Source organism: Phycisphaeraceae bacterium, from assembly GCA_019636735.1.
Classification (GTDB): Bacteria; Planctomycetota; Phycisphaerae; order Phycisphaerales; family SM1A02; genus VGXK01.
The window spans coordinates 155,487-177,905 of the sequence record JAHBWY010000005.1 but is presented as its reverse complement, the minus strand read 5'-3'; the positions used below and the strand labels follow the sequence as shown (position 1 = coordinate 177,905).

Here is a 22,419-nt window from a genome sequence, read left to right as displayed (position 1 = left end):
AAAGAGCCTCGTGGCCTACTTTCGAGCACGGGCTCGCGCCGGGTCGCGGCGCAGAATGAGGACTCGATCGAAGCTGGCATCGCGACCTTCGTTGAGACTGTCCAGATCGTGGTGGAAGTCGTGCGTGGCCACCAGTCGGAACCGCGGTTCGCTTCGAAGGAGCGCACGCAGTTGGCGCTCGTCGTAGGTTCGAAAGTCCCACTGGCTCTCGAGGCGACGAACGGAAGTGCGCCCCGCCCGGCGAATCGCCAGTCGACAGCGCATCGGCTGGAGGCGTGTGGTTCGATCCGGTACTCCGTGGCGAAGGGTGTAGATGACGCGTACGCCGCGCCGAGTGCAGTCGGCGCGCTCGCGAATCACTTCGCGGCGGGTGGGGTCACTCAGGTGCAGGCCGATGACATAGAGGCCGCCCGGCGCGAGGGCGTCGCAGACTCGCCGCAAGTGCTCCTCGGCTTCGCCGGGCTTCGTCGCGTGAAGGAGCGTGGAGTAGAGACAGTGGGCGAGATCGAACGACTCGCGCGGCGCACGAAAGTCGTCAAAGCGGCCACGCTGAAGGCGTGCGCGCGATCCGGGTGGGAGTCGGCGCCGCGCATACTCGAGGGCGCGAGGCTCGATATCGAAACCCAGCACCTCGGCGCCGAGCTGAGCGAAGGCGTTGATGAGACGCCCACTTCCGCAGCCGGGCTCGAGAACACGGATGCAATGAACTGGAGAAGTCGTGTGCGGGCCCTTGCGAGTGGTCGCGGGCGTCACCTTGCGAGCAGCCGTGCGCGGGCCGTCGCGGGCGGTCGCGCGTGTCACCTCGCAAGCGGTCGTGCGCCGGCCCTCGCGTGTGGTCGTGCGCGTCACCGCACAGGTGGTCGTGCGCGTCTCCCCGCGAGCGATCGCGGAGTTGTCACGGTGCGGCGCTCCTGCTGCACCGCGTCGAGTTCCGCGTTCGTCGGCAGCGATCCCTGAGTGTCGTGCTGCCGCAAGCGCCTTGCTTCGAGCAGTCTGGCCATGCCGCGCAAGAGCCCCGAGCAGGAAGCGGACCTCATCGTCGGTGGTCTGGTCGAAGATGATGTCGTAGTAGAGGACATCGCGATACCAGTCGAAGGGTTGCCAAGGGCCGCTCATGTCCGTTCAAGGTACGACAGCGGCTCCGGGTGAGCGGCGTTGTCGCGTCGCTGGAGGTCTGCAGTCCGATCGGCGACTCTCGAGCCATCGGCCCCTGCCTCAGAAGTCGGGCGAGCGGTGAGCGTTGGGCGATGCCGTCTGTGTGTGTCAAGCGGCCTGGGGCCGTCGTCTCTTGCTTCAGCGGTCGGGCGGACGGTGAGCGTTGGGCGATGCCGTGTGTGTTGACCGGTCGGGGGCTGTCGCGCCTTGCTTTGGTCGTCGGGCGAGCCGCGAGAGTTGGGCATTGCCGTGTGTGTGGAGCTGCCTGCACATGTCGCCGCGTGCTTCCGCGGTCGGGCGGGCTGCGAGAGGTAGGAGATGCGGTGTGTGGATTGCGCGGCCGGTGGTCGTCGCCTCTTGCTTCGGCGGTGATGCGATACCATCGGAGTGTGAGCACGGCTGAACTCTGGGTGACCGCCATAGGTCGTCTGCACCCTGCGGTTCTTCACTTCCCGCTGGCCCTGGGGGTCTTCGCCGCGATGGTCGAGTGCTGGGGCTGGTTGCGCAGGCGATCGGCACCGACCCCGACGGGCTTCACCCTCCTCTGGGCGGCCGCTGTCTTCGCGATTCCTGCGGCGATGTCGGGCCTCCTGCTTGCGGAAGCGCATGACGATGACAGCACGCTGATGACGCTGCATCGCTGGAGCGGCATCGCGTCGGTCATTCTGCTGTGGGTCGTGGCCATCACCGCGGCCGTGCTGCGTCGCAGGCAGAAGCGATCGGCCGACGGCTCGACCAACGCCCGAGGATCCCTGATCGTGAGGCTGGCCATGATTGGAGTTGCCGCGCTCTTGGCTTGGTGCGGCCACCTCGGTGGCGAGATGAAGTGGGGCAGTGGCTTCACCACCGAAACGCTCTTCAAGGCGGTGCGGTCGACGATCTTCGGCCAGAGGTCCGACCACGCTGATGGGCACTCGGATGAGCACTCGGATCGGGTCCGCAATGAGCGCGGTGAAGAGCGCCGCGATGAGCACCGAGATGAGGGCCCTGATGAGCGCCGCTCCACTGCGCCGTCAACACGGTCGTCACCGGAGGAGCGGGGCGAGGCGCACGAGTCATCCGAGTCGAGCAACGCGGGCGAGCTCACTCTGCCGGTTGCCGCAGGCGGCTCAAGTGAGACCGTCGAGGCGATTCTCTATGAGGTGCACATTCGCCCATTGTTCACGGCGCGCTGTGCGGAGTGCCACATGGGAGGACGGCGGAAGGGCAGACTTGCACTTGGACGCGTGAGTGATGTCATCCGGCAGAACTCCGATGGTCACTGGATTGTCCGAGTGGGCGAGCCCGAGGAGAGCGAACTTCTGCGTCGATTGCTGCTTCCTGCGGGTGATGAGTTCGCGATGCCACCCGAGGGCCCGAGACTGACCGAAGATGAAGTCGCCCTCGTGCGACAGTGGATCGCGCAAGGCGCGAAGTAGCGACTCGGGTTGTCGTTCACTCCCCCGAAGTCGGGGTTCCGGTCACTCCGTCGACTTCTCCCCGGACCAATCGCGCCAGAGGCGCTCCGATCTGATCCATGAGTTGGGAAGCAGTGCCGTTGAGAACTCGACGCGGACCCCGCTTCCGGCAAAGGCCTGCGCGAGCGCATCGTCGATCGATAGCCGGTCTCCCTGAGTACCGCGGGAACCTGATGACGAGGGGCTCGACCCAGATGCCTGCGCTCCCACAACGGCTGCCCCGCTACCGCGGGATGCGGCTTGCGCTTGAAGCTCAAGCTCCCGCTGCGAGATGATCGAGCCGAGTTCGGTGTGCCACGCGGGCGGGCTCAGTCTGCCCCGGATCGAGGCAAGGCAGGGGGCGTTGAAATCCACGAGGGCTTCCGTGAGCGCCTTGGTTTGAATCATGAACTCATTCGACATCCGGACCTGACGGCGCAGTTCCTCGCCGAAGGTTTGCTCGGCGTTGGCGTTGGCAGCCTCTTCAAAGGCGCGATGGGCGCTGCGAGAGGACTCAATGAGCTCGGAATCCTGCAGCACTTTGATGAGTCGCTGCTCAAGTTCCTCGGTCGAACTCGTCTCACAGGGCTTGAGAAGGCTCGGAACGAAGGGATTGCAGAATCGCCAAGCCTGTTCTTGGAAATGGAGGCGCAAGGCCCGAGTAATGTCGTCCCGCAACTCGCTCGACTCATCGGCCAACGACTCCCGCGTGAAGCGAGCAGCGGCGTTCCCTGCGATCGTCGCCCACGATGCCATCTGGTTGCACTCTTCTGTTGTGGGGTAGGAGAGAAACTCAAGTCGCTCGATGGCGATTTCGAGACCCTGTCCCATCCACTGAAGTCGTTCCATCGTCAGCGTCGAGCCCGTGAAGTAGAAGGGCCACTCGCGACCATCGATGGCATTGGCGAGATCACGATCGATTCGGACGAGGACTTGCACCGGAAGAGATGGCAGCGGTGTGGCGCTTCGCCGAATGTAGGGCTCCAGAATCTGTTTGGCCGTGGGTGTGAGGAGTTTCGACGCTCGGAGCCCGTCGATGAGGCGCTCGGCAAGTACCTCGTCGGCGCGTGCTGAGGACGCGATGGCCGTCAATGAGAGCATCAGAATGGCGAGCACTGATCGCAGTTGGTCGCCATCGGTCGTGTGCCGGGGACGGCGAGCCCCGCAAGGGTTCCTGAGTGTCGCTTCAAGGCCTCGCCGCCACCGCCTCTGAAGGGACTGCACACGCGGCTGCGGGAGTTCCGCGGTTGAGAGGTGGGGTACATCACCGGCATTGGTGGACGAGTGAAGGGTCGTCATGGTGCTCCTTCCAAGGTCAGGTGTTCAAGAAGGACTTGGTTGGTTCGAGCGGTCCAGTGCCGGAGCGGGCCCTCTCGGACCGGCGCCATTGGTCCTCCGCGCGCCCATTCAGAGAGAAGCGGCTTCAGCCGATTGATCCAATCCAGCGCACCGGGTGGAAGGTTCCGGCCCTCCAGAGTGCGCGCGGCGAGCAGTGCGAACGCCCACTGGCCGCCGATGGCGAGGCGAGCCACCTCCGAGAGCGCCGTCTCGGGGTCAGCCTGGCTCATCAGTGCGAGCCACGCAGGTAGCGCAAGTTCAATTGCGGCTCCGGGCATGTCCATGGGGCCTGCCAGTTCCTGCACCCACGCTTGAGCATTTCGGATGGCCCACTTCAAGGCTACGCCATCCTGTCGTAGGCGTCGCTGCATCAAGTCGATGGAGCGATCATGCAGTTGCTGATCCCCCAGGCGCGCGGCAACCAGCAGGTTCACCCGGAGCCGCCATCTCGCAAGAAGGGGATCAGTGGCGCCCAGAGTCTCCGGTTCGTCGAATGTCGGAACCGCGCCACTCCTGAGTACTTCAATCTCGGAAGCGCGTGCCTGGTGCGCGAACTCGTAAAGCTCCGTCACCTGATCATCGAGCAGCCTCTGTGTCGAGGAGATCGACTCAGCATGATCACCGATGTGGAAGTCGCGGTACACACTTCGCGCAAGCACGCCACCACGGGTGCGAATGTCGATTGAACTCGGCAATCGAGGCGAGCTGGCGGCGCTCGGGTTTGCGGGCAGGCCGCCACGGAGCTTCCCTTGCACATCGAAGAGGATCTCCACCTCCAGTCCACCCGGGAACCACTCGAGGCGTGCAACGGGAACAACCTCGGCACTCCCGACGAGTTGATCCTCGACTCGCGCTTCGCCAACGAGACGGTTCGGCGACTCGTAGGGCATCATGATGAGGGGCTGCCAAACCGAGCAGTGAGTTACGCCAAGCGGCCCGATTCGCCAGTCGACCTCGCGCATGTAACTGCTTTGAGGGCCGTCGGCGCCGGGTGGTCGTCGGACGTGGATGGTCGACGATCGCCCATCTGCGGTCGTCCGAGGCTCCCTTTGGAGGTGCGCTGCCACCCGGAGCGAGTCAAAAAGGTCGTAAAGCTCACCTGGATTGATCATCGGGGGAACGGAGGCACCAAAGCTCTCCGAGCGGACGGCGTTACTCGGCGGACCTGCTTGGATCATCGCGCTGCGCGAGGAGAATTCGATCTTGAGTAGCTCGGGGTTCAGCGGGAAGTCGAGCTGCCGGGTCCCGAGGAATGGCTCAAACCAATGAGCGAGCAGCACGGCCTTCGCGTCAGCGTCTCGCCCGCCCGGGGGCTTGGCGGCATGGCCGAGCCAGTGGATGAGAACCGGGAAGTCCTCCCCCTCGGCACCAGTTCGTTCGGAGCGATACTCGAAGGCGATGCCTTGACCGAGCGCGCTGGAGACGCCCTGTGCGAGCTCTTCGATCGGGTCGAGATCGAACTTCGCAGGCACTGCCAACTCGATCCCATCGCCTTCAAAGTCGTAGCGGAGCAGTGCAGCCGGATCACATCGGATGCCGCGAGTGAGCTCAAGTATGAGCAATCCTGGGAGCATCGCCGAATCGGTCGCCAGCTTCCGAGCCAGAAGCGGTCGACGGTCCTGTGAGCGCTCGAGTGCAGCCATCTCCTCAAGATTGCGGTGCATCAAGCGCCTTGTCTCAGAGACAGCTTCGATGAACTGCTGCCGACCTTGTCGCCTGACACTCTCCATGAACTCGATGTGGTCATGTTCAGGTGCCGCCTCCTGGCTCTGGGGCCAAGCAAATGCGGTCGCCGCGGGGATTGTGCAAGCGATGGCTACCAAGGCAACCCGGCATGCACCGAGGCGCACACCGGGTCGCGGTCCGTGAATTGAAGACGGGCTCTGATGCATCATGGACTCCGATAGAAGTGGCCGCTGATCAGCCTCCGACGGCCAACTGCACGACGGCCATCGCAGAGAAGGACGATGAGCCACCGTTGCCGACAGCCGCTCCTCCCGCAACAGTGGCTGTACCACTTGCTCGGCGAGTGACCGGCTTGTTGGTGAACGCGCAGTACTTTCGATTCGACTTCACCGAGAGCGCGGCCGTTCCGGTCGCGGAACCGGTTCCAATGACTTGCCAGCTGTCGAGCGAGGAGAACATTCCGGACACGGTTGCGCTGTCGAAGTCGATCTGCGCGCCGATATTGCCGGCAAGGTTGACGATGCCGATCATGGCGAAGAGCGTGGCACTGGCTTCAATCGTGTTGTCGAAGTCAGCGCTGGCATCCCCGAGGCTGCTGCAAGAGCCGGAGACACTTGATGACGCACTCGCATTGCAGCCGGGTCGAGCGGTCGTCGTGGTTTGCACAAGCTGCGATGTTCCGCCAGTTGCTGTGATTGACACCATTCGGGGACAAGCCGGAACCGGCCCGTCCCAGATCTCCGACTGGACGAAGCTGAACATGGCGCTGACGCCTCCCGCGTAAGCGCCGGTTGGATTGAAGAATCCGCTTCGGCCAAAGGCCTGAAGGCTGACCTCGGCTCGATCAGGGAGTGCCTTCGCGGTCTTGAAAGCCAGAATGTTGCCGCCGCCGTCATGACTGGCGGTCGGGCTCGCGGGGTCACAGGTGATCTCGGGATCCAGTCGAACCCACTGACCGGGCCCGCATGGGCAGGGAATCGAAGGCACGGGCGGATCGTCCGGGCCAGGCGGCGGCCCATAACACAAGACCTCGAAGAACAGCGGACAGGATGGCGTTGTGGAGCCGGAGACGCCGCCTCCCGATCCTGAAGGCGCGCCGGCGGGCGGTTGGCGCGGGGTGTCATCGGCGCTTGCAGCCGGCACACCAATCAGGATGAGGGCGAGCCCTCCGAGTGCGCACGCCGCGCCGACTCGACGCATGTCCAATTGAGATCCGCCCACGCTCTTGTGTCCGTTCATGGAACACCCCCGGAAGTTGAGTTGGCTCGCAGCCGCCACGCGACGGCTCATTCGAGCCAGCGGGCGAATCTACCGCCGCGACTCGTGAGGTCGGCCCAAGCATCCGCTTTTTCGTCAGGGCTACTTTCGCGGGCCATCGAACGCGGTGGGCACAGGGGAGCAGATCTCAAGCCCTCTTCCGCTCAGGGCCATTTGATCTCGCACCCCGTGAGCGGCCGCGGCTCCCTGGAGCATGACGCTCGACCTCAACCGCAACCTCAACCCCGACCGTGACTTCGACCTCGTCAGGGACATCCCATCGGAAAGTCCGCGTGCGCACGGCCGTACCATTGATGATCATGACCAATCCGTCAGCGCCGCCGACACCTGAAGCCGCGGCATTCAGGACTCGATGCGTGGCGACACGCTCACGCCTCGTGGCACACACACAAGTCGCAAGACTCCGCGGCATCCCGGCGTTGATCGCACGCTGCGCCCCGGGGCGGGCTGTGCTGTCCACGGCGTGGCCAACGCATGCCCGCTTCAAGGCGTTGGTCGCACGCCTTGCTGCCATCGCGGCGCTGTTCGGTGCGGCAATTGGACCGGCGGGCGTCGTGGCTGCACGATCCACCGAACCGCCCGCCGCTCCGTCCACCGAGCATCCTGCCGAACTGCCCACCGATCTTCTCTCCGTGCCCGCCACGCGACTCGCGCGGCTGGCCATCGGCGTGAACATGTCGCACTGGTTCTGGATTCCGCACGATGACAGCGACCGCGGGCGGGAGCAGTTCATCCGAGCGGAGGATGTCGAAGCCCTCAAGGCCGCCGGGTTCCGCCACATTCGACTGCCTGTCGAACCGGGCTGGCTCTGGGATGGTGCGACGCTGCATGAGGACGGCACCGCGGCCCTCGATGACGATCGCCTCGCCGCCCTCCGTCGAGGCGTCGATGTCTTCACCGCGCGCGAGGTTGCGGCGGTGATTGATGTTCATCCCGCGCGAACGGAGTGGTTCAACCAGATTGACGACGCCTCCATCGAGCGACTGGATCGATTGTGGGCATCACTTGCGAAAGCGCTGGCCGACTCCGATCCGGACCTCGTCGTTCTCGAGATCCTCAACGAGCCGCACGGGCTTCGTGATCCCGCCGCTTGGAATCGATGTCAGCGTCGACTCGCGGCCACCGTGCGTCGCGCGGCGCCGAGGCACACCATCATCTGCACAGGGGACATGCATGGTGGCATCGATGGCCTTCTACGCTGCGAGCCGATCACGCAGGATCGCAACATCGTCTACTCGTTCCACTTCTACGATCCGCACAACTTCACCCATCAAGGCGCGACATGGGGATTCGATGGCTGGCGCCATCTCCGAGATGTGCCTTACCCGGCGACGCGAGAGGAACTGGAACGGGTTGCCGACGGGCTCGAGTCCCCACGCGGACGAGAAGTTCTCCGCTGGTCTGCGGCGCATGAAGGCGCGTCAAGTCCATGGAACGCCGAGGCAATCGATCGACGCATCGCCACGGCAGCCGCGTGGTCGAAGGAGCACGATGTGCCGCTCTACTGCGGAGAGTTCGGTGTCTACCGTCGATTCGCCCCGGCAGAGTCGCGCGAACGATGGCTCCGTGATGTGGTCACCACACTTGAGCGTCACGGCATCGGCTGGTCGATGTGGGACTACGCGGGAGGATTTTCGCTTCTTGCGGACGGGCCTGCCGCGGTCACCGGCCGCGCGGAACGCGAGTTTGATCCGGCAACCATTCGCGCGCTGAATCGTGGTGAGTGATCGAAGCAACTGATCGAAGACGGCAGGCAAGCTTGACACCACTGCGCCCGCCGGCACTCAATCTCTGGCGGGAGGTCCGTCACGCCGACGGCTGGAGGCATGCTTGACACGACTTCGTCCACCGGCACGGCCGCGCATCGGCGCAGTCGAATCGCAAAGGCCTGCACGCAGAATCCGCCCAGATTGAACGAGCACCCACACGCACCCAAACGCCCGAAGCCGGACTCGAACCGGCGACCTGCCGCTTAGAAGGCGGCTGCTCTATTCCAACTGAGCTATTCGGGCCGCAGCGTCAACGGGTTGAACCCGCCCGTGATCGGGTCCAGTCGCGACGAAAGTGAGTGTAGATCGCGGTGGGCAGCGCGAGCTGCGCTGGTTCAGGGGTCGAAGGTTCAGTGGCGACGAAGAGCAGTGTAGATCGCGGGCGCCTGATTCGGAGCATTGATGCGGGTCGAGCGACCAGATCGAAGGCGCGGAGTCCGTGCAGCCGCTCTCGAGCGTGCGTTATCGCGTGGTCGCACTCGCCGGACGCGTGGCAGCAACGGCCATGTTGCGAAGCAGACGAAGGCGTCGATGCTCGGGACTCTGGAGCGCAGGCGCCCGCACCGTCTCATTGATGGGCAGATCATCGAGCTCGCTCACGCCCGCTGCGCCGCGGCGGAGCAGGCGTCGGCCGCACTCGAGCAATCCCCAGCCGCTCGGAAGCTCGCGCGCCGAGATGAGCCCCGCAGGCACGGCCACGAACAGCCGATCGGCAAGCCGATAGCGCGACAACAGGCAGAACTTCGTTTCGCCGTGAATGAGCCCATCCACGCGCCGCAGCGCCACGAGCACCTTTCGATACGCCGCCATGCGACTCTCCTCGAAGCGCCACTCCTCGCACTCCGGAAAGAGACTCGAGCCGCCCACGCGCAGTTGTGGCTCATGCCGCTTGACCAGCGTCTCCTCAAGCTCAATCTTGCGGTGTCGCAGTCGATCGCGCTCGCGCAGCAGGGGGTCAAGTTGGGAACCATCGCGAAGGAAGTCGGCTCGGCTCTGCTTGCACTCGACGATGATGGTGCGTGCAGCTCTGAACACGCGTGGCGATCCTGCGCCGGTCGGGCGCGCGCCACTCGCCTCGCTTCGCATGGCGCCTGACCAGAGCGTGGCGCGGCTCACGCGCGAGACTCGATGCTCAAACGGACCATCACCCATCTCGGTCCATCCGGCGACATCCAGCCGGAAACGATGGATGGGACAGCTCACCTCGGACGCGATGACCACGCACCCGAGGCGCGAGAGAAAGGCCGCGGCAAGAGCCTTCAATTCCCTGTGGGTGAGCGTTTCCAGCAGTGCCTCTCCGGTCGTGAGTCTAGGCCGACGCCCAAAGGTCCTCGGATCGGGGCAGCCGTCGCGGTTCGTGCCGGTAGCATCGTGTTGGCCGACGAACGGCCGATGACCGAGGAGTCCTCTGTGAAGACGATTGAAGCAGCAGTCCGAGGTTCCGCGCGGCATGCCGATCTCCCGGAGTCCGTCCAGCGCCGCCCGTGCTGGCCTTATGCGAAGGCTCGCCACGAAGCGGGCGCGGACTCCGGGTCGATCTCGCCATTTGCATCGCAGGCGTTCTCTGGAGAAGGTGATCGCTCCGCGTCGATCGCATCCCTCGCCTCGCGCCCGCGATCCGCGTTCAACCGAGGCGCGTCTTGGCTTGTCGCGCTCGCTCTTCTCGCTGGCGTGATGGCCTGCGAGAAGCAGCCTGCACCGTCACCTGACCAGTCGAGCGCCTCATCGCCACCATCGGCGCCTTCGAGCCCCGCGCGACCTCCCGCGGCACCTGCGCGCGACTCGAACGCGAGCGACGCCACGCCATCGACTCCATCATCGCTCTCCACTCCACCATCACCATCGACACCGGCAGGCTCAGCCGCTTCCAGTGGTCAAGCCCCCGCAACACCCACCGACACCAACGCGCCCGCAAGTCGTCCGACTTCACCAGCCACACCTGCGGCGCCCGGCGAGCCCGGCGCGACTGATCCTCCCAAGTCGCCTTCGACCGAGTCGCGCGAGTGGCGCGAAACATGGCCCAACGGTCAGGTGAAGGCGCTCTGCATGATGGTGCGCCACCCCACGACGGGCAAGTTGGTGAAGCACGGCCTCTGGCGAAGCTGGAATCAGGATGGCTCGCTCAACAAGGAGGGCCACTATGTCTACGGCGAGCAAGATGGCGAATGGAAGTTCTGGCAGCCGGGCATGAAGCAGCCCGTCATCGAGATCTACGACAACGGTCGGAAGCTGCCCCCCCGACGGAATCCATGACACTCCTACACTCGGATCGACGATGTTGAACTCACTTGCACTTTCACTCGGAACTCTGGTCGTTGCCCTCGTTTCCGCTCAGGATCGCCCGCAGGCGCCAAGGCCGCCGGCGCCCCGTCCGAGTCAACCTGCGGCCGCTCCGCAGCAGCAGCCGGCGCCGCTCCGCGTTGAGCCCGCGGTGATCGACCTCGGTCGCATCGACGCCTCGTCGAAGCACCCGGTGCAGTTCACGCTGCGGAACATCACCAACGCGCCGCAGACCATTCTCGACGCCCGCCCAAGCTGCAAGTGCACCGCGCTCAATGCACTCGCGGGACGCACGCTTCAACCGGGCGAAGCGATCGCGCTCGATGCCACGATGGATGCGCCGAGCATGCCGGGCGACAAAGACGCGCAGATCTTCATCCTCGTGGAGGGCTTCGATCGCCGCATCGTGGCCACCATCAAGTCGGTGGTGGTGATGCCGATCGAATCGGATCCGCCCTTTGTGGACATTCGCGAGGGAAGGCTCCGCGCCACCACGCGCGTGGTGGCTCGCGATGGCAAGCCCTTCCGAATTCTGAGCGCGGGTGGCAATGCACCGGTCTTCGCCGACGCGCAGGGGCGCGCGACGACCCCGCCATCGTCGCCGCAGGCTGAGTATCAACTGGTGGCGGATTTCACCAGCGTGCCGACCGATCAACTCATGCAGTACTGGGTGATCGAAACCGATCGCGCCGACTGCGCCATCGTGCCGGTTCAGGTGCGCCATGAAGCCACTGGATTGCAGTTCGATCCGACGGCCCCTCGGCGCCGCTGGCTCTGGTCGGAGTCGCTCTTCAATGCGGGTCTTGTGGCGGCGGGCACCACAATGCCGGCCGTCTTCGAGATCTCGCGCTACGACCCGCCTCGCGGACAGTCGGGGCCGGCACCAATGAACTGGGGCGAGGTCATTCGAGTGGCCAGCCGATCACCTCTCCTCACGGCGGAGCTCTTGAACACGGACACGCGCGGTGACAAGGTGGTCATCACCATGAACATCACCTTCGCGCCTGAGGCCGACGGCAGAAGCATCTATGTGCCGATCGAAGTCACCACGCCCACGGGGACCGGACGCTGCTTCGTCACGGCCAGCGTGCGCGGCACTCCGGGCGCCTCTGACAACAGCTCAGCAGCGGGCGGCGAACGCAAGTGACGGCCGATCTCGCTGATCCCGTCGAGGTAGCTTCGCTCCTCGATACCGCAGCCGAGGCGCTGCTCGAGTCGGAGTGTCGCCGCGGATCGTGCATGCACCTTCCGCGACGCGGTCGCCTGGTGGTCACGGGCGACCTCCATGACAACCCGCTGCACTTCGAGCGCATTCGGAACTACGCGCATCTCGACCGGCCCGATCACCACCTCGTGCTTCATGAGCTCATTCACGGTGATCGCCTGGTGAATGGCGTGGACCTGAGCTACCGAATCCTGGCCCGGGTGGCGGCGCTGGTGTTGCAGTATCCGGGGCAGGTACATCCGGTGCTGGCCAACCACGAGTTGGCGCAGGCGATGCGGCAGAGCGTCTCCAAGGGCGCTGGCGACAATGTCGAGCTCTTCGACGCCGGGCTCGAGTGGGCCTTCGGCGACGACGCGGCGCTCGTCGCCGAGTCCGTTGATCGCTTCGTGCGGAGCATGCCACTGGCGCTGCGCTGCGAACACGGGACGCTTGTCTCGCACTCTCTGCCGGGCCCGCATGGCATGCAGCGCTTTGATCCGGGTGTGCTCGAGCGATCGCTCGGCCCCGATGACTATCTTGCCAATCGCGGGAGCGCCTGGTTGATGGTGTGGGGTCGCGGGCAGAAGCCTGAGGACATCGAGCGACTTGCCGAGCGCTGGGGGGTGAAGCTCTTCTTCTGCGGCCATGCCCATGCAGCGACGGGACTCGAGAGTCCACACCCGAAACTGCTCATTCTCAACAGCGACCATGAGCACGCGATGGTGCTCACGGTTGACTTGGCCAAGGAGCCGCCGAGCGTTGAGCAGTGCTTCGAACAGGCGATGCCGGTCGCGAGTCTTGGAGGGGTCTGAGCGCCGTGGGTCGGTGAACGATCAAGTTCACGACGGCAGGGCAGGGTGCGCGGCTCACAGACCTCTTGCACGCCGCAGTGATGCCGACAACCCAAGAGAAGCGATGCAGCGACTTCCATGATCCACTCCCTCCTTCTGGCCATCGAAGTTTCGCAGCGAGAGGGTGGCGTTGCGCTCGGGCGCATCGGTGCGCCGATCTCAGAGGCCGTTGAAGTCGGTGTGGGGCCGCCGGATCACTCGCGCGATCAGCTCATGCCTGCGATTGAGAGCGCCTTTCGGTCAATCGACGCCGCGCCATCGGAACTCGCCGCAGTGGCCGTCTCGCATGGACCGGGCGGTTTCACGGGCCTGCGCATGGCCGTCGCGACCGCGAAGGCGCTCGCGCTCGGAACAGGGTGCAAGGTGATCGCGCTGCGGAGCGCCCTCGTCGCCGTGCGAACCGCAGTGCTGAGCCGTGCCGCCCTCGACCTCGACACCGGCGTCATCGTGGCCCTCGCTTCGAAGGGTGGTGACGCGTGGCTCTCGCTGGTGCGACGCGACGGCCCGACGGAGCGCATCGCCCATGAAGGCATTGCCGATGTGGCGGAGTTCGAACGACTCATCGAGCGCACACGAGAACGGCCCGCCCTCATGGCCGATGAACACCTTCCCCCGACCATCGCCGCTTCGGCGGAGCGCCTCGGGCTGCCGCGCCTGCCGCTGCGCCTGAGCGCCAAGGCCTGTCTCGAAGTGGGCCAGAAGTTCCACGCCGAGGACTGTCATGTCGACGCGGACGCCCTGGCCCCTCTCTATCCGCGAGAGCCCGAGGCGGTTCGGCTGTGGCGTGAGAAGCTCGCGCGTACCTCGCGGGCCGCCCCGGAACCCCCGGAACCCCCGGAACCCCCGGAACCCCGCAGAACCGGCGGATAGACCGCACAGGCGGAGCAGTCGGCGAATCCTCGGGGCGGGGCTCTCTCCCCCCTTGACTCATGGACCCCGGTGCCCGATGACCGCGAGGACTCCATGGAACGACAGCCCCCGACGAGCAGCCGGAAGCGCCAAGATGCGGGTGTTGTGCTCCTCGTCGGTGAGCTCGCGACCATGCGACTGATCGCCGAGAGCCTCGAATCCGAAGGCCTCATCTGCACCTGCCTCGACGACATCGATCTGGCCCGTCGTCACCTTCTCGAGTGCCACTTTGATGTGGCGCTCCTCGATCTCGATGCCTGCGGCGGCCGCGTCTATGAAGTGGTTCAACTCGCCGAGAGGATCTCCCCATCCACACTCTGCATGCTCCGACTTCAGCAAGCGACGGTGGCCACCATCGTCAGCGCCATGCGAGCAGGGATCGGCGACTGCCTCGTTGGCACGCTTTCGGTGCCGCAACTCCGCCAGCGCATCCAAGCGGCGCTGCGCCGATCGCGCGAAGCAAGCAGTCGCATGGAGCGCGTGACTCGGCTCACCAATCTCTGTCGCTCCCTCGTGGCGCGGCGCGGTGACGGCGACGCCGATCTCGAAGCGCTCGCCGCGCTCATGCAGGATCAGGATGCACCCACCACCGCCTCCGGTGAAGAGTCACTCTCCGAGCCATCGGAGACCGACTCTGCCGACTCTCTTGCGCCGATCGACTTCGACGATGTCGGAGGCCCTGATGACGCCACCATTCGAAGCATCGCCTTCGATGAGATGGCAAGCCAGCACCTCGACCCCGAGCAGCTCATCACCGCGTCGATCGAGTACCTCGTGGGCGAACTCGGCCCTGTGAATGCGGCGATCTTCCTTGGGACGGGTTCCTGCCGCTTCGGGCTCGCGGCCTATGCGCGGGCGGACCTTCCTCGTGTGGAGGTTGAGGAGGCTCTTCGACGCTGGGGCGACGAGGTCTGCCCGATGGCCGCCGCCGACGGGCGCGTGCAGTTCATGAACGATGCGACGCTCCTGCTTGAACCCGGCCTTGGGGCGCATCGCGGCGCGGTAATCGTGCCATGCCGCCACGAGGGAATCTGCGATGCGGTCTTTGTCGTACTGGCTCAGAGCAGCACGCCGATTCGGCGCAGCGCCTCACGCGAACTCGAAGCCTTCGCCTCGTGCTTCGCCCGGCAATTGCAGCGCATCCAGCGGATTCACTCGCGGCACCGGCTTTCGTGGCCCGCGGATCCGGAGTGAGCGAGCGCTCACACGCGCGCGATGATCGTCACGCCGCCGACGACACGATCGCCCTTGGCCACGAGCGCCTCGGCCTTTCGGCCGTCGCTGCTTCGAGCGGGCACGATCAATTCCGTGGTCGATCCGAACTTGATCATTCCGTAACGCTCTCCACGCCGAAGCGTCGCGCCGGGGCGCAGCGGATTGACGATTCTCCGGGCGATCGCACCAGAAACCTGTCGAATGCCGATCGGATCGCCCCAGGGCGCTCGCATCACCATGAGCAGTGACTCATTCACCTTGGCACTCTCCTCGCTGCGGGCATCGAGATAGCGGCCGGGCGTGTGGGTGATCTCGGTCACTCCGCCATCGCACGGCGCACGATTGAGATGCACATCGAGCACGCTCAGGAAGATGCGAATGAGCAGCGCCGGACCACCGACCGCCGCGTGATGCTCCAGCTCGAGCACCGCGGAGACTCGGCCGTCAGCGGGGCTCACCATGTCGCGCGGCTCTTCGGAGGCGGGTCTTCGCCCCAGCGGGTCGCGAAAGAACATCACCCCTGCGAACCAGACGACCGCCACAATGGCGAGGCCGATCCACCACGCGGAGTGCCGCGCCATGGCGAACCACGCGAAGAAGACGCCCAGCGGCGTCGCGAGCAGAGTGATGGCCAACCACTCGCGAAGGCCGTAGCGGGAGAGCAAGATCATTGCACGAGAGTCGCTCGGGGTTCCGAGCGGGTGATCACTCGGTCGCCCTGCCGACGAAGAAGCCGATGGCCATGAGCACGGCCGTGACCAGCGCGAATCCGCCGGTCCAGAACATCCAGCCTTCGCTCACGGTGCGGGCAAGTTGCGCCGTTCCGCCGCCAAGCGAGAGCAGGACCACCAGGCCCATGGCGACGAGGCCGACGAGCGCGGCCACCATGCCAGCCACGCCCACTCCGCTCCAAGCGCCGTCGTAGCTCTCGGCGTAGACGCCAAGGGGCATCGGCGTGATGCCAGCCGTGGCGCCCGCGGACACAAGGTTGCCGCCGCTCTCGACATCGCCGCGCTCGAAGAGCCCGCTCGCATTGGGAAGAGGCTCGGGCGCGTCATCGCTCTGGAAAGCCTGATCGAGGTGCTCGGCGCCGAGAGTCGTGTCGTCGGACTCGCTATCGAGATCGAGGATTCCGCTTCCGGAGCCGACGGTCTCGATGTTCATGTTCTCGCCCTGACCGGGGCGCACACTGCTGCCAGCCACGCTGCCCATGCTGTCAAAGGCGCTCGCGGGCTTCGGTGCCTTGGGAGCCATGCCCGCGCCGGAATCCATCAGGCCGATGCCGCTCGCGTCGCTGCGACCACCACCGGTCCCGCCCGCGACGGAGCCACCCTTGGGGAGATCGTCACCGAGGTTCATGCTCGACCCGCCGGCGGCGCTGTCGCTGAGCTTGATGTCGTCGAGGTGCAGATCATCGTCGCCGCCGGAGAGAAGGTCGATCGACTCGACCTTGAACATGATCTTCTCCTTGTCACGGAACTCCTGGAGCTGACCCGAGCGGGCCATGGCCATGACCTCGTCGGTGCTCTTGCCGAGCTTCTGGGCGGCTTCCTCGAGCGTGTAGAACAACTTCATGTCGGGCTCCGTGAAGAGTGGGAGTGACCACATGCGCTCCGACCCGTCGGGTCGGGGCGACTCCTTTGGACAACAGTTAGAGTAGGAGTATCACGCGTGAGCCGCAAGGGAAGCGAACCATGGCTGGCAGAGCGGATTGAGCGCTGGTTCGCCAAGGCCGCCCGCCCGCTTCCGTGGCGATCGAGGCGCAGCGGCTGGCGGGCCTTCGTCTCCGAAGTCATGCTCCAGCAGACGCAGGCGTCCCGCGTCGCCGAGCGGTTTGCGGACTTCATGCGCCGCTTTTCCAGCCCCACCGCGATGGCGATGGCGACGGAGCAGGAAGTCCTCGCGGCGTGGCAGGGGCTCGGCTACTACCGTCGGGCGCGGCTCCTTCGCCGTGCGGCCATCCAGATTGTGAAGGAACATGGCGGCCGCGTGCCCCGCTCGGCGGAGCTCCTGCGCGAGCTTCCCGGCGTCGGGCGTTACACCGCGGGAGCGATTGCGAGCACGGCGTTCGGAGCGCGTGAAGCGATCTGCGACGGCAATGTGACACGCGTCATTCTGCGATTGCGCGGAGCGCCGCTGGCGCTGCGGGAGCCGCGCGCCCAGGCCCTCGCATGGCGCGAAGCGGAGGAACTCGTGCGCTGCGCGACAAACCCGGGGGTGCTCAATGAAGGTCTCATGGAGCTCGGCGCGACGATCTGTACTCCGCGACAGCCGCGCTGCGGAGCGTGCCCGGTGCGGGACGGTTGCACGGCGCTCGAGCAGGGCAAGGTCGATGAGATTCCGCGGCCACCGAAGCGGCGCACAGTGCGCCTCGAGCGAGTCGACACCACGGTGGTCACCGATTCACGGCGAACACGCGTGCTGCTCCAGCAGCGCAAGCCCGATGGCATGTGGGCTGCCATGTGGGAGACTCCCGAAGGCGTGTTCGGCGAAGCGCAGCGCGTCGGACACCTGCGACACCTCACCACGCATCGCGACTTTCGCATTCAGGTGCACGCGCTTGCAGTTTCGACCGTCTCCAGGGCCGGAGCGCCGGAAGTCGCGCTCAAAGGCCGCTGGATCGCCCGGGCGCAGCTTCATCGCATTCCCATGTCGAACGCCACGAAACGCGTGCTGGAGCTGGCGCTTCCGCCCTCAGGCGACCGCGCGGCGCGTGCCCGGTGAGGGCTGCGTGCGCGGGTGAAGGGGACCGCCAGTGGTGTCCTCGGGCGGTTCGCCCTCACCGTCGTCATCAGCACCGGAGGTCGATGGATACGCCACGCGCCCGTGATAGATCGAGCCGAGGCTCTTGGCGATCGACTCTTCAAGAGTGCGGAGCTGGCGGAAGGTGAGCGGGCAGTCGTCGAACTGGCCGTCCTCGAGGCGGCGTCGAATGATCGTGTGGACGAGCTGCTCGATGCGCGCGGGCGTCGGCTCGGCGAGCGTGCGGGTGGCGCTCTCCACGGCGTCGCAGATGAGAAGGATCGCCGCCTCGCTCGTCTGGGGGCGGGGGCCGGGATAACGCCAGGCGCTCTCGTCGAGTTCGACGGGCTCGTCCGCGTCGCGCGAGGCGCGGCGCTGCGCCTCATGAAAGAAGTACTCAACCAGCGTCGTGCCGTGGTGGGCTTCGATCATGTGGCGAATCGCCTTTGGCAGGCGATACTCGGCGGCGAGCTCCACGCCATCCTTCACATGCCCGATGATGACAAGCAGGCTCATGGCCGGCGTGAGTCGATCGTGTCGGTTCTGTCCGCCGACCTGATTCTCCACGAAGTACTCGGGCTTGTTCATCTTGCCGATGTCGTGGTAGAGCGCGCCGACATAGGTGAGCAATCCATCGGCACCGATCGCTTCGGCGGCGGCCTCAGCGATGTTGGCCACCTGGAGCGAGTGGGTCCAGGTGCCCGGCGCCTTCTCCTGGAGCTGTCGCAGCAGCGGCTGCCGTGGATCGCGAAGCTCGGCGAGCGTGAGACCGGTGACGACGCCGAAGGTGCGTTCCATGCTGGGCAGCGCACCGATCAGCAGGAATCCCGTCAGGAAGGTGCCCCCGGCGGCAAAGACCGCGGCACCGATGACCTGCATGACGCCACCGCCCCCGAGCGGTGTGTGCACCAGCTCCACGAACGCGAAGGCAAGCGCGCCGACACCGGCGGTCAGGGCCGTCGCTCGCACCAGTGCCGAGCGGTGTCGGACATCGCGCAGAAGCGCCACATAGGTCACCGCGGTCAGGAGCGATGCGAGCACGAAGCCAAGCGGCTCCTCGAGGGCGAGAGCAAGGAGCGAGGTCTGGGCCGCCGCAGTCACGATCGCCGTTCGGCGGTCATAGAGGAGCGCCACGCTTGACGCAGCAAGGAGCGTGACGCTGATCGCGATGAGTCCTTCGAAGCGAGGGAAGCTGGCGGAGACGACCACCGCGACGAGCAACATCACCAGCATGCCCAACAGGAGCAGCGACAGCTTTGCGATGTCTCCGAGCAGCGTGGGCCGGAAGATGGCCAATCCAACGCAGAGCGCTCCGGCGAGGAGTGCGCAGAGCCCGAGGAGTCCCACGGAATTGGTCCAGCGATTGACAACCGGAGTTCGCGCAAAGGTCTGAGCGCGCTCCTCATCGAGCCGCTGAATCCGCTCGCGCGTGATTGGATCGCCGGGCATGCCGATCACTTCGCCGCGGGGGTGCGCCTGCATGACCGGTTCGACTGCGGCGGCGGCGGCCTCGGCCCGCGCGAGGGTCGCGACCTCGTCGAAGCGCAGGGTCGGCTGCGGATCCGAGAGGAGCGCGCGCACGACGATCGGGGCGACTTCGGTGGCAAACCCTGCCTCGGCTGCGATCTTCAGCAGACTCTCGCGGAAGCGAGAAGGATCTCCGTCGGGCAACTGAATCGCGGCATTGCCGATGGGGACGCTCTGCGTGTGCTGATCCTGCGATCCGTGCGAGATGACCACTTCGCGGCCGGCGGCGGTCGCAAAGCGCTGGAACTCGTCGCGCGCAAGGAGCGGCATTCGGCCCGAGATTGAGGTGATGAACGACTCCGCGGCGACCCGCCACGCCGTCGTCGGGCCGCGCTCGTCCTGGTGTGCCTGGAGCAGGAGCAGCGAGCGATCATCCAGTCCGAAGGTCTCGATGAGCGACGCGTCCACCTCCGACACCGAGGTCTTCCCGGCGACCGCCTGCGGCAGTCCCTCGATTGTCGCGCGGAGCGACTCGAGGTACGAACGATTGACGACATAGAGGCGCGGCGCGATGCGCCGGGCGAGCTCGCGCTCCTGGCGTGTGAGCGCCTCGTTCTCAAGCTGGTAGTCGACCCGGTTGAGGAGCGGCTCGGTGAGGATTCGCCCTTCGACCCAGCGGGACTGCTGGCGAGACCAATCGCAGAGCACCCAGGCCACGATGGCGAAGATCGCGGCGACGGCCGTCGTCTGCACCACGGCCGGGCTGCGGACCCAGGCGCGGTCGACACCCAGCTTGCGTCGGATTTCACTCCTTCGACTGATGGGCCCCTCGGGTCGGTTTGCCCGTTCCTCGCTTGCCATGGGGTGGTGGTGGCCGCATCTGAAGGCGGCGGCTCAAGTTGCGTAAAGTGTAGCATCGACCATCATGGCGACCCGGATTCCACTCCTTCTCCTCATTGCGGCGTGGCTCTTTGCAGTCGCCGGTTGCACGCCGGCCAGACCGCCCCAGGCGACCTATAACGATCCGTCGCATCACGATCTGTACCCGGCGAATCTCGTGCTGACGCCGCAGCAGGATGAGCAGGTTCTGGCCCTGATGCGCGAAGCGATCCCGCCGACCGGGCCGTCGGAACTCCGGCCCGCGCGCTATGGCGTGCGGTGGTTCGATGTGCTTCCGGCGGCGAAGTGGGGCGTGAGCACCCAGTCGATGGCGGTCATGACGAGTGAGCTTCAGCCTGCCACGACGCTGCCCGATGGTTCGGAGAAGCCTGAGCAGTGGATCATTGCCATCATCACCGCGGCGGATGATCCCGTGACGCTCACAGTCACGCGCGAGCCTCCGCCTCGAATCTACAGCGCGAAGGTGGTGGCCGGCCTGTTCGGCGATCGAAGCGATCTCGAGGCGGTGGTGATCCGTGAGTTCGACGCGGCGATGCGTCTCTACGGCGCGAAGCGCCTGCCGGCCGGGTTCGATGATTGAGGATGAGACTGTCGGACTCCTTTGAGACAGTTGGAGCGTTGACCGGCGGTGCTTCCATCTGGCTCAGGAGCCAAGGGGGCCATGGAGGGCTCACGAGAGTGACGAAGCTGCAGACTCCGTGTCGGAGTGAAGCGCAAGGTCATCACATGCGCGTAGCAATGGCTCTGAGCTGAACCGTGTTGGCGTCGCGCATTGCATTCACGCGTCGAGGTTTTCTTGTTGACCGATGCCGGAATGTGGTTTTCCTCTGCGTTGTGCCAGCCGCGATCCGGGCCATGTCGCGGCATGAAGTTGGCTTCCGGTCCGGGCAGAGTGCATTGACTGCGGCATGAGGCTGCTCGAAGGCTCATGAGCATCACAGACGGCGGTCGGGCGGGAGCTCTGCCGTTCGACTGCCGACGGCCGAGTGAGTTGAGTTCGGGAATCTGACTGATGCACGGCGAGTTGAAGGGAGTAATGGTGTGAGGAACTTGATCAGTTCAAGTCGCTGGCTTTCCGCTCGCCAGCCCACGGCCGTCGTGCCAGTTCTGACGATGGCCCTATCCATCGTCGGTCCCGCCTGTGCCCAATGCACCTATGAGTTGAAGACTTGGAGTCCATGGAACTGCGGAGGAATCTGGGGCACCGAGTCGTATCAAGCCTTGGGCCTGGACAATGTCGAAGGTTGGTGCGGACACCGGCACGCCTGCTTCCCATCCGAGGCCCAGCTTCCTGTTTACTGCCCTCCGGGTGGCGTGCCTCAGGAGCTTCCGTTGCCACCTGGGGCGGGCCCGAACGGTGCGCACTCGGTGGCGGTCAATGACTTCGGCATGGTCGTCGGCACCTCATTCCAAGGACCGAATGGAACGATTCAGATGGGCTGCATCTGGAAGCCCGACGGGACCGTCGCGACGATTCCGCCGCTTGATGGTGGTTGGATGAGCAAGCCCTATGCCGTGAACAACTCGGGCATCATTGCAGGAATGTCGATGTCCTGGCCCTGCGTGTGGGCCAACGGCGAGGCGATCGTCATTCCGATTCCTGATGGCGTGCTGTCGGGCGGCTACGCCACGGACATCAGCGACAGCGGATTTGTGGTGGGCGAGTATGGTCATCACTCCAACAGCTCATTGCGCGGATTCCGCTGGCGGGATGGAGAGTTCGAGGTGCTTGAGCCAGCGGTGTCGTACACGGTGTGTCGTGCCCGCGGCGTGAATGATTCGGGCGTGGCGGTGGGTGCATCACAGAAGTACAACAATGGCGTGTGGGTTGGGTCAGTCGCGGCAGTTTGGACGAAGGACGAGGTGATCGCCCTGCCGTCTCTGCCGGGGCACCCTTTCAGCTACGCCATGAGCATCAACTCGAGTGGTGGCATCATCGGCGGGCGTGACCTGGCGCTCATCCTCGGAGAGTGGACAGGGTCGCGGTGGGCGGCCGCTTCACGAATGCCCGAGTCGCCGCGACCGAGCCAGGGATCGGTGTGTGAGGACGCGCGGCGAATGACGAGCAAGCGAGACGGGCTTGAGCGAAGCCGCCTAGCGAATCTCGACGCGGTCTGCGAAGCCGGAGCCAGCGCGCACTCTTCAACAGTGTCGAAGGTCTAGAGTGCCTGCACCCGCGCGGTCGCGCT

General features: G+C 65.5%; 20 protein-coding genes and 1 tRNA gene. 11 read left to right on the top strand and 10 right to left on the bottom strand.

Annotated features, from left to right (window positions below; translation table 11 throughout):
* Nucleotides 1-15: 15 nt before the first annotated feature.
* Nucleotides 16-1,116 (bottom strand): class I SAM-dependent methyltransferase, encoded by a 1,101-nt coding sequence (locus tag KF724_08770; protein ID MBX3355777.1) that lies wholly within the window; start codon nt 1,114-1,116, stop codon nt 16-18.
* Between the two features lie 428 nt (nt 1,117-1,544).
* On the opposite strand from KF724_08770, the gene KF724_08765 reads away from it, so the two are divergent.
* Complete coding sequence (locus tag KF724_08765) at nt 1,545-2,573, top strand: hypothetical protein (GenBank protein ID MBX3355776.1); 1,029 nt, start codon at nt 1,545-1,547, stop codon at nt 2,571-2,573.
* A 42-nt stretch (nt 2,574-2,615) separates the two neighbouring features.
* Here the strand turns inward: KF724_08765 and KF724_08760 are convergent, their stop codons facing one another.
* The 3 genes from KF724_08760 to KF724_08750 all read right to left on the bottom strand — a co-directional run bounded on the left by KF724_08760 (nt 2,616) and on the right by KF724_08750 (nt 6,602).
* The gene (locus KF724_08760) at nt 2,616-3,890 is read right to left on the bottom strand and encodes a hypothetical protein (protein ID MBX3355775.1); all 1,275 of its coding nucleotides are present in this window, start codon (nt 3,888-3,890) and stop codon (nt 2,616-2,618) included.
* Nucleotides 3,887-5,593 (bottom strand): hypothetical protein, encoded by a 1,707-nt coding sequence (locus KF724_08755; protein ID MBX3355774.1) that lies wholly within the window; start codon nt 5,591-5,593, stop codon nt 3,887-3,889. Before KF724_08755 ends, KF724_08760 begins: the two co-directional genes overlap by 4 nt.
* Before the next feature lie 256 nt (nt 5,594-5,849).
* On the bottom strand, nt 5,850-6,602 hold the full coding sequence (locus tag KF724_08750; GenBank protein ID MBX3355773.1) for a hypothetical protein: 753 nt from the start codon (nt 6,600-6,602) through the stop codon (nt 5,850-5,852).
* 484 nt (nt 6,603-7,086) lie between these two features.
* Here KF724_08750 and KF724_08745 point away from each other — a divergent pair, with 484 nt between their 5' ends.
* Together KF724_08745 and KF724_08740 are read left to right on the top strand one after the other, a co-directional pair.
* Nucleotides 7,087-7,224: a hypothetical protein gene (locus KF724_08745; GenBank protein ID MBX3355772.1), complete on the top strand. Its 138-nt coding sequence runs from the start codon at nt 7,087-7,089 to the stop codon at nt 7,222-7,224.
* A 46-nt stretch (nt 7,225-7,270) separates the two neighbouring features.
* The gene (locus tag KF724_08740) at nt 7,271-8,620 is read left to right on the top strand and encodes a cellulase family glycosylhydrolase (protein ID MBX3355771.1); all 1,350 of its coding nucleotides are present in this window, start codon (nt 7,271-7,273) and stop codon (nt 8,618-8,620) included.
* Between the two features lie 210 nt (nt 8,621-8,830).
* Here KF724_08740 and KF724_08735 read toward each other — a convergent pair.
* The 3 genes from KF724_08735 to KF724_08725 all read right to left on the bottom strand — a co-directional run bounded on the left by KF724_08735 (nt 8,831) and on the right by KF724_08725 (nt 10,491).
* Nucleotides 8,831-8,905: transfer RNA gene (locus tag KF724_08735), tRNA-Arg, on the bottom strand.
* A 219-nt stretch (nt 8,906-9,124) separates the two neighbouring features.
* Nucleotides 9,125-9,925, bottom strand: a complete 801-nt coding sequence (locus KF724_08730; protein MBX3355770.1) for a hypothetical protein — start codon at nt 9,923-9,925, stop codon at nt 9,125-9,127.
* Nucleotides 9,926-10,155: 230 nt separating this feature from the next.
* Nucleotides 10,156-10,491 carry a hypothetical protein gene (locus KF724_08725; GenBank protein MBX3355769.1) on the bottom strand — a complete coding sequence of 112 codons (336 nt, stop codon included), beginning with the start codon at nt 10,489-10,491 and terminating at the stop codon, nt 10,156-10,158.
* A gap of 217 nt (nt 10,492-10,708) precedes the next feature.
* Between KF724_08725 and KF724_08720 the strand changes: the two genes are divergently transcribed.
* The 5 genes from KF724_08720 to KF724_08700 all read left to right on the top strand — a co-directional run bounded on the left by KF724_08720 (nt 10,709) and on the right by KF724_08700 (nt 15,100).
* A complete protein-coding gene (locus tag KF724_08720) occupies nt 10,709-10,915 on the top strand; it encodes a hypothetical protein (protein MBX3355768.1) in 207 nt (68 codons plus the stop codon).
* A 22-nt stretch (nt 10,916-10,937) separates the two neighbouring features.
* Nucleotides 10,938-12,089, top strand: coding sequence for a DUF1573 domain-containing protein (locus KF724_08715; GenBank protein ID MBX3355767.1), 1,152 nt, complete (start codon nt 10,938-10,940; stop codon nt 12,087-12,089).
* Nucleotides 12,086-12,958: a metallophosphoesterase gene (locus KF724_08710; protein ID MBX3355766.1), complete on the top strand. Its 873-nt coding sequence runs from the start codon at nt 12,086-12,088 to the stop codon at nt 12,956-12,958. The genes KF724_08715 and KF724_08710 overlap by 4 nt, the downstream gene beginning before the upstream one ends.
* Nucleotides 12,959-13,075: 117 nt before the next feature.
* Nucleotides 13,076-13,867, top strand: coding sequence for a tRNA (adenosine(37)-N6)-threonylcarbamoyltransferase complex dimerization subunit type 1 TsaB (tsaB, locus tag KF724_08705; GenBank protein ID MBX3355765.1), 792 nt, complete (start codon nt 13,076-13,078; stop codon nt 13,865-13,867).
* A 93-nt stretch (nt 13,868-13,960) separates the two neighbouring features.
* Nucleotides 13,961-15,100, top strand: coding sequence for a hypothetical protein (locus KF724_08700; protein MBX3355764.1), 1,140 nt, complete (start codon nt 13,961-13,963; stop codon nt 15,098-15,100).
* 8 nt (nt 15,101-15,108) lie between these two features.
* Here the strand turns inward: KF724_08700 and KF724_08695 are convergent, their stop codons facing one another.
* Together KF724_08695 and KF724_08690 are read right to left on the bottom strand one after the other, a co-directional pair.
* Nucleotides 15,109-15,792, bottom strand: coding sequence for a phosphatidylserine decarboxylase (locus KF724_08695; protein MBX3355763.1), 684 nt, complete (start codon nt 15,790-15,792; stop codon nt 15,109-15,111).
* Between the two features lie 34 nt (nt 15,793-15,826).
* Nucleotides 15,827-16,696, bottom strand: a complete 870-nt coding sequence (locus tag KF724_08690) for a helix-turn-helix domain-containing protein (protein MBX3355762.1) — start codon at nt 16,694-16,696, stop codon at nt 15,827-15,829.
* Nucleotides 16,697-16,792: 96 nt separating this feature from the next.
* Between KF724_08690 and KF724_08685 the strand changes: the two genes are divergently transcribed.
* Entirely contained in the window at nt 16,793-17,845 is a 1,053-nt protein-coding gene (locus KF724_08685; protein ID MBX3355761.1) for an A/G-specific adenine glycosylase, read from the top strand.
* On the opposite strand, the gene KF724_08680 is transcribed toward KF724_08685, so the two are convergent.
* Nucleotides 17,816-20,191 carry an HDIG domain-containing protein gene (locus KF724_08680; protein MBX3355760.1) on the bottom strand — a complete coding sequence of 792 codons (2,376 nt, stop codon included), beginning with the start codon at nt 20,189-20,191 and terminating at the stop codon, nt 17,816-17,818. The two genes, KF724_08685 and KF724_08680, sit on opposite strands and share 30 nt — an antisense overlap.
* Before the next feature lie 64 nt (nt 20,192-20,255).
* On the opposite strand from KF724_08680, the gene KF724_08675 reads away from it, so the two are divergent.
* A complete protein-coding gene (locus KF724_08675; GenBank protein MBX3355759.1) occupies nt 20,256-20,810 on the top strand; it encodes a hypothetical protein in 555 nt (184 codons plus the stop codon).
* A gap of 533 nt (nt 20,811-21,343) precedes the next feature.
* Nucleotides 21,344-22,393: a hypothetical protein gene (locus KF724_08670; GenBank protein MBX3355758.1), complete on the top strand. Its 1,050-nt coding sequence runs from the start codon at nt 21,344-21,346 to the stop codon at nt 22,391-22,393.
* Nucleotides 22,394-22,419 lie beyond the last annotated feature (26 nt).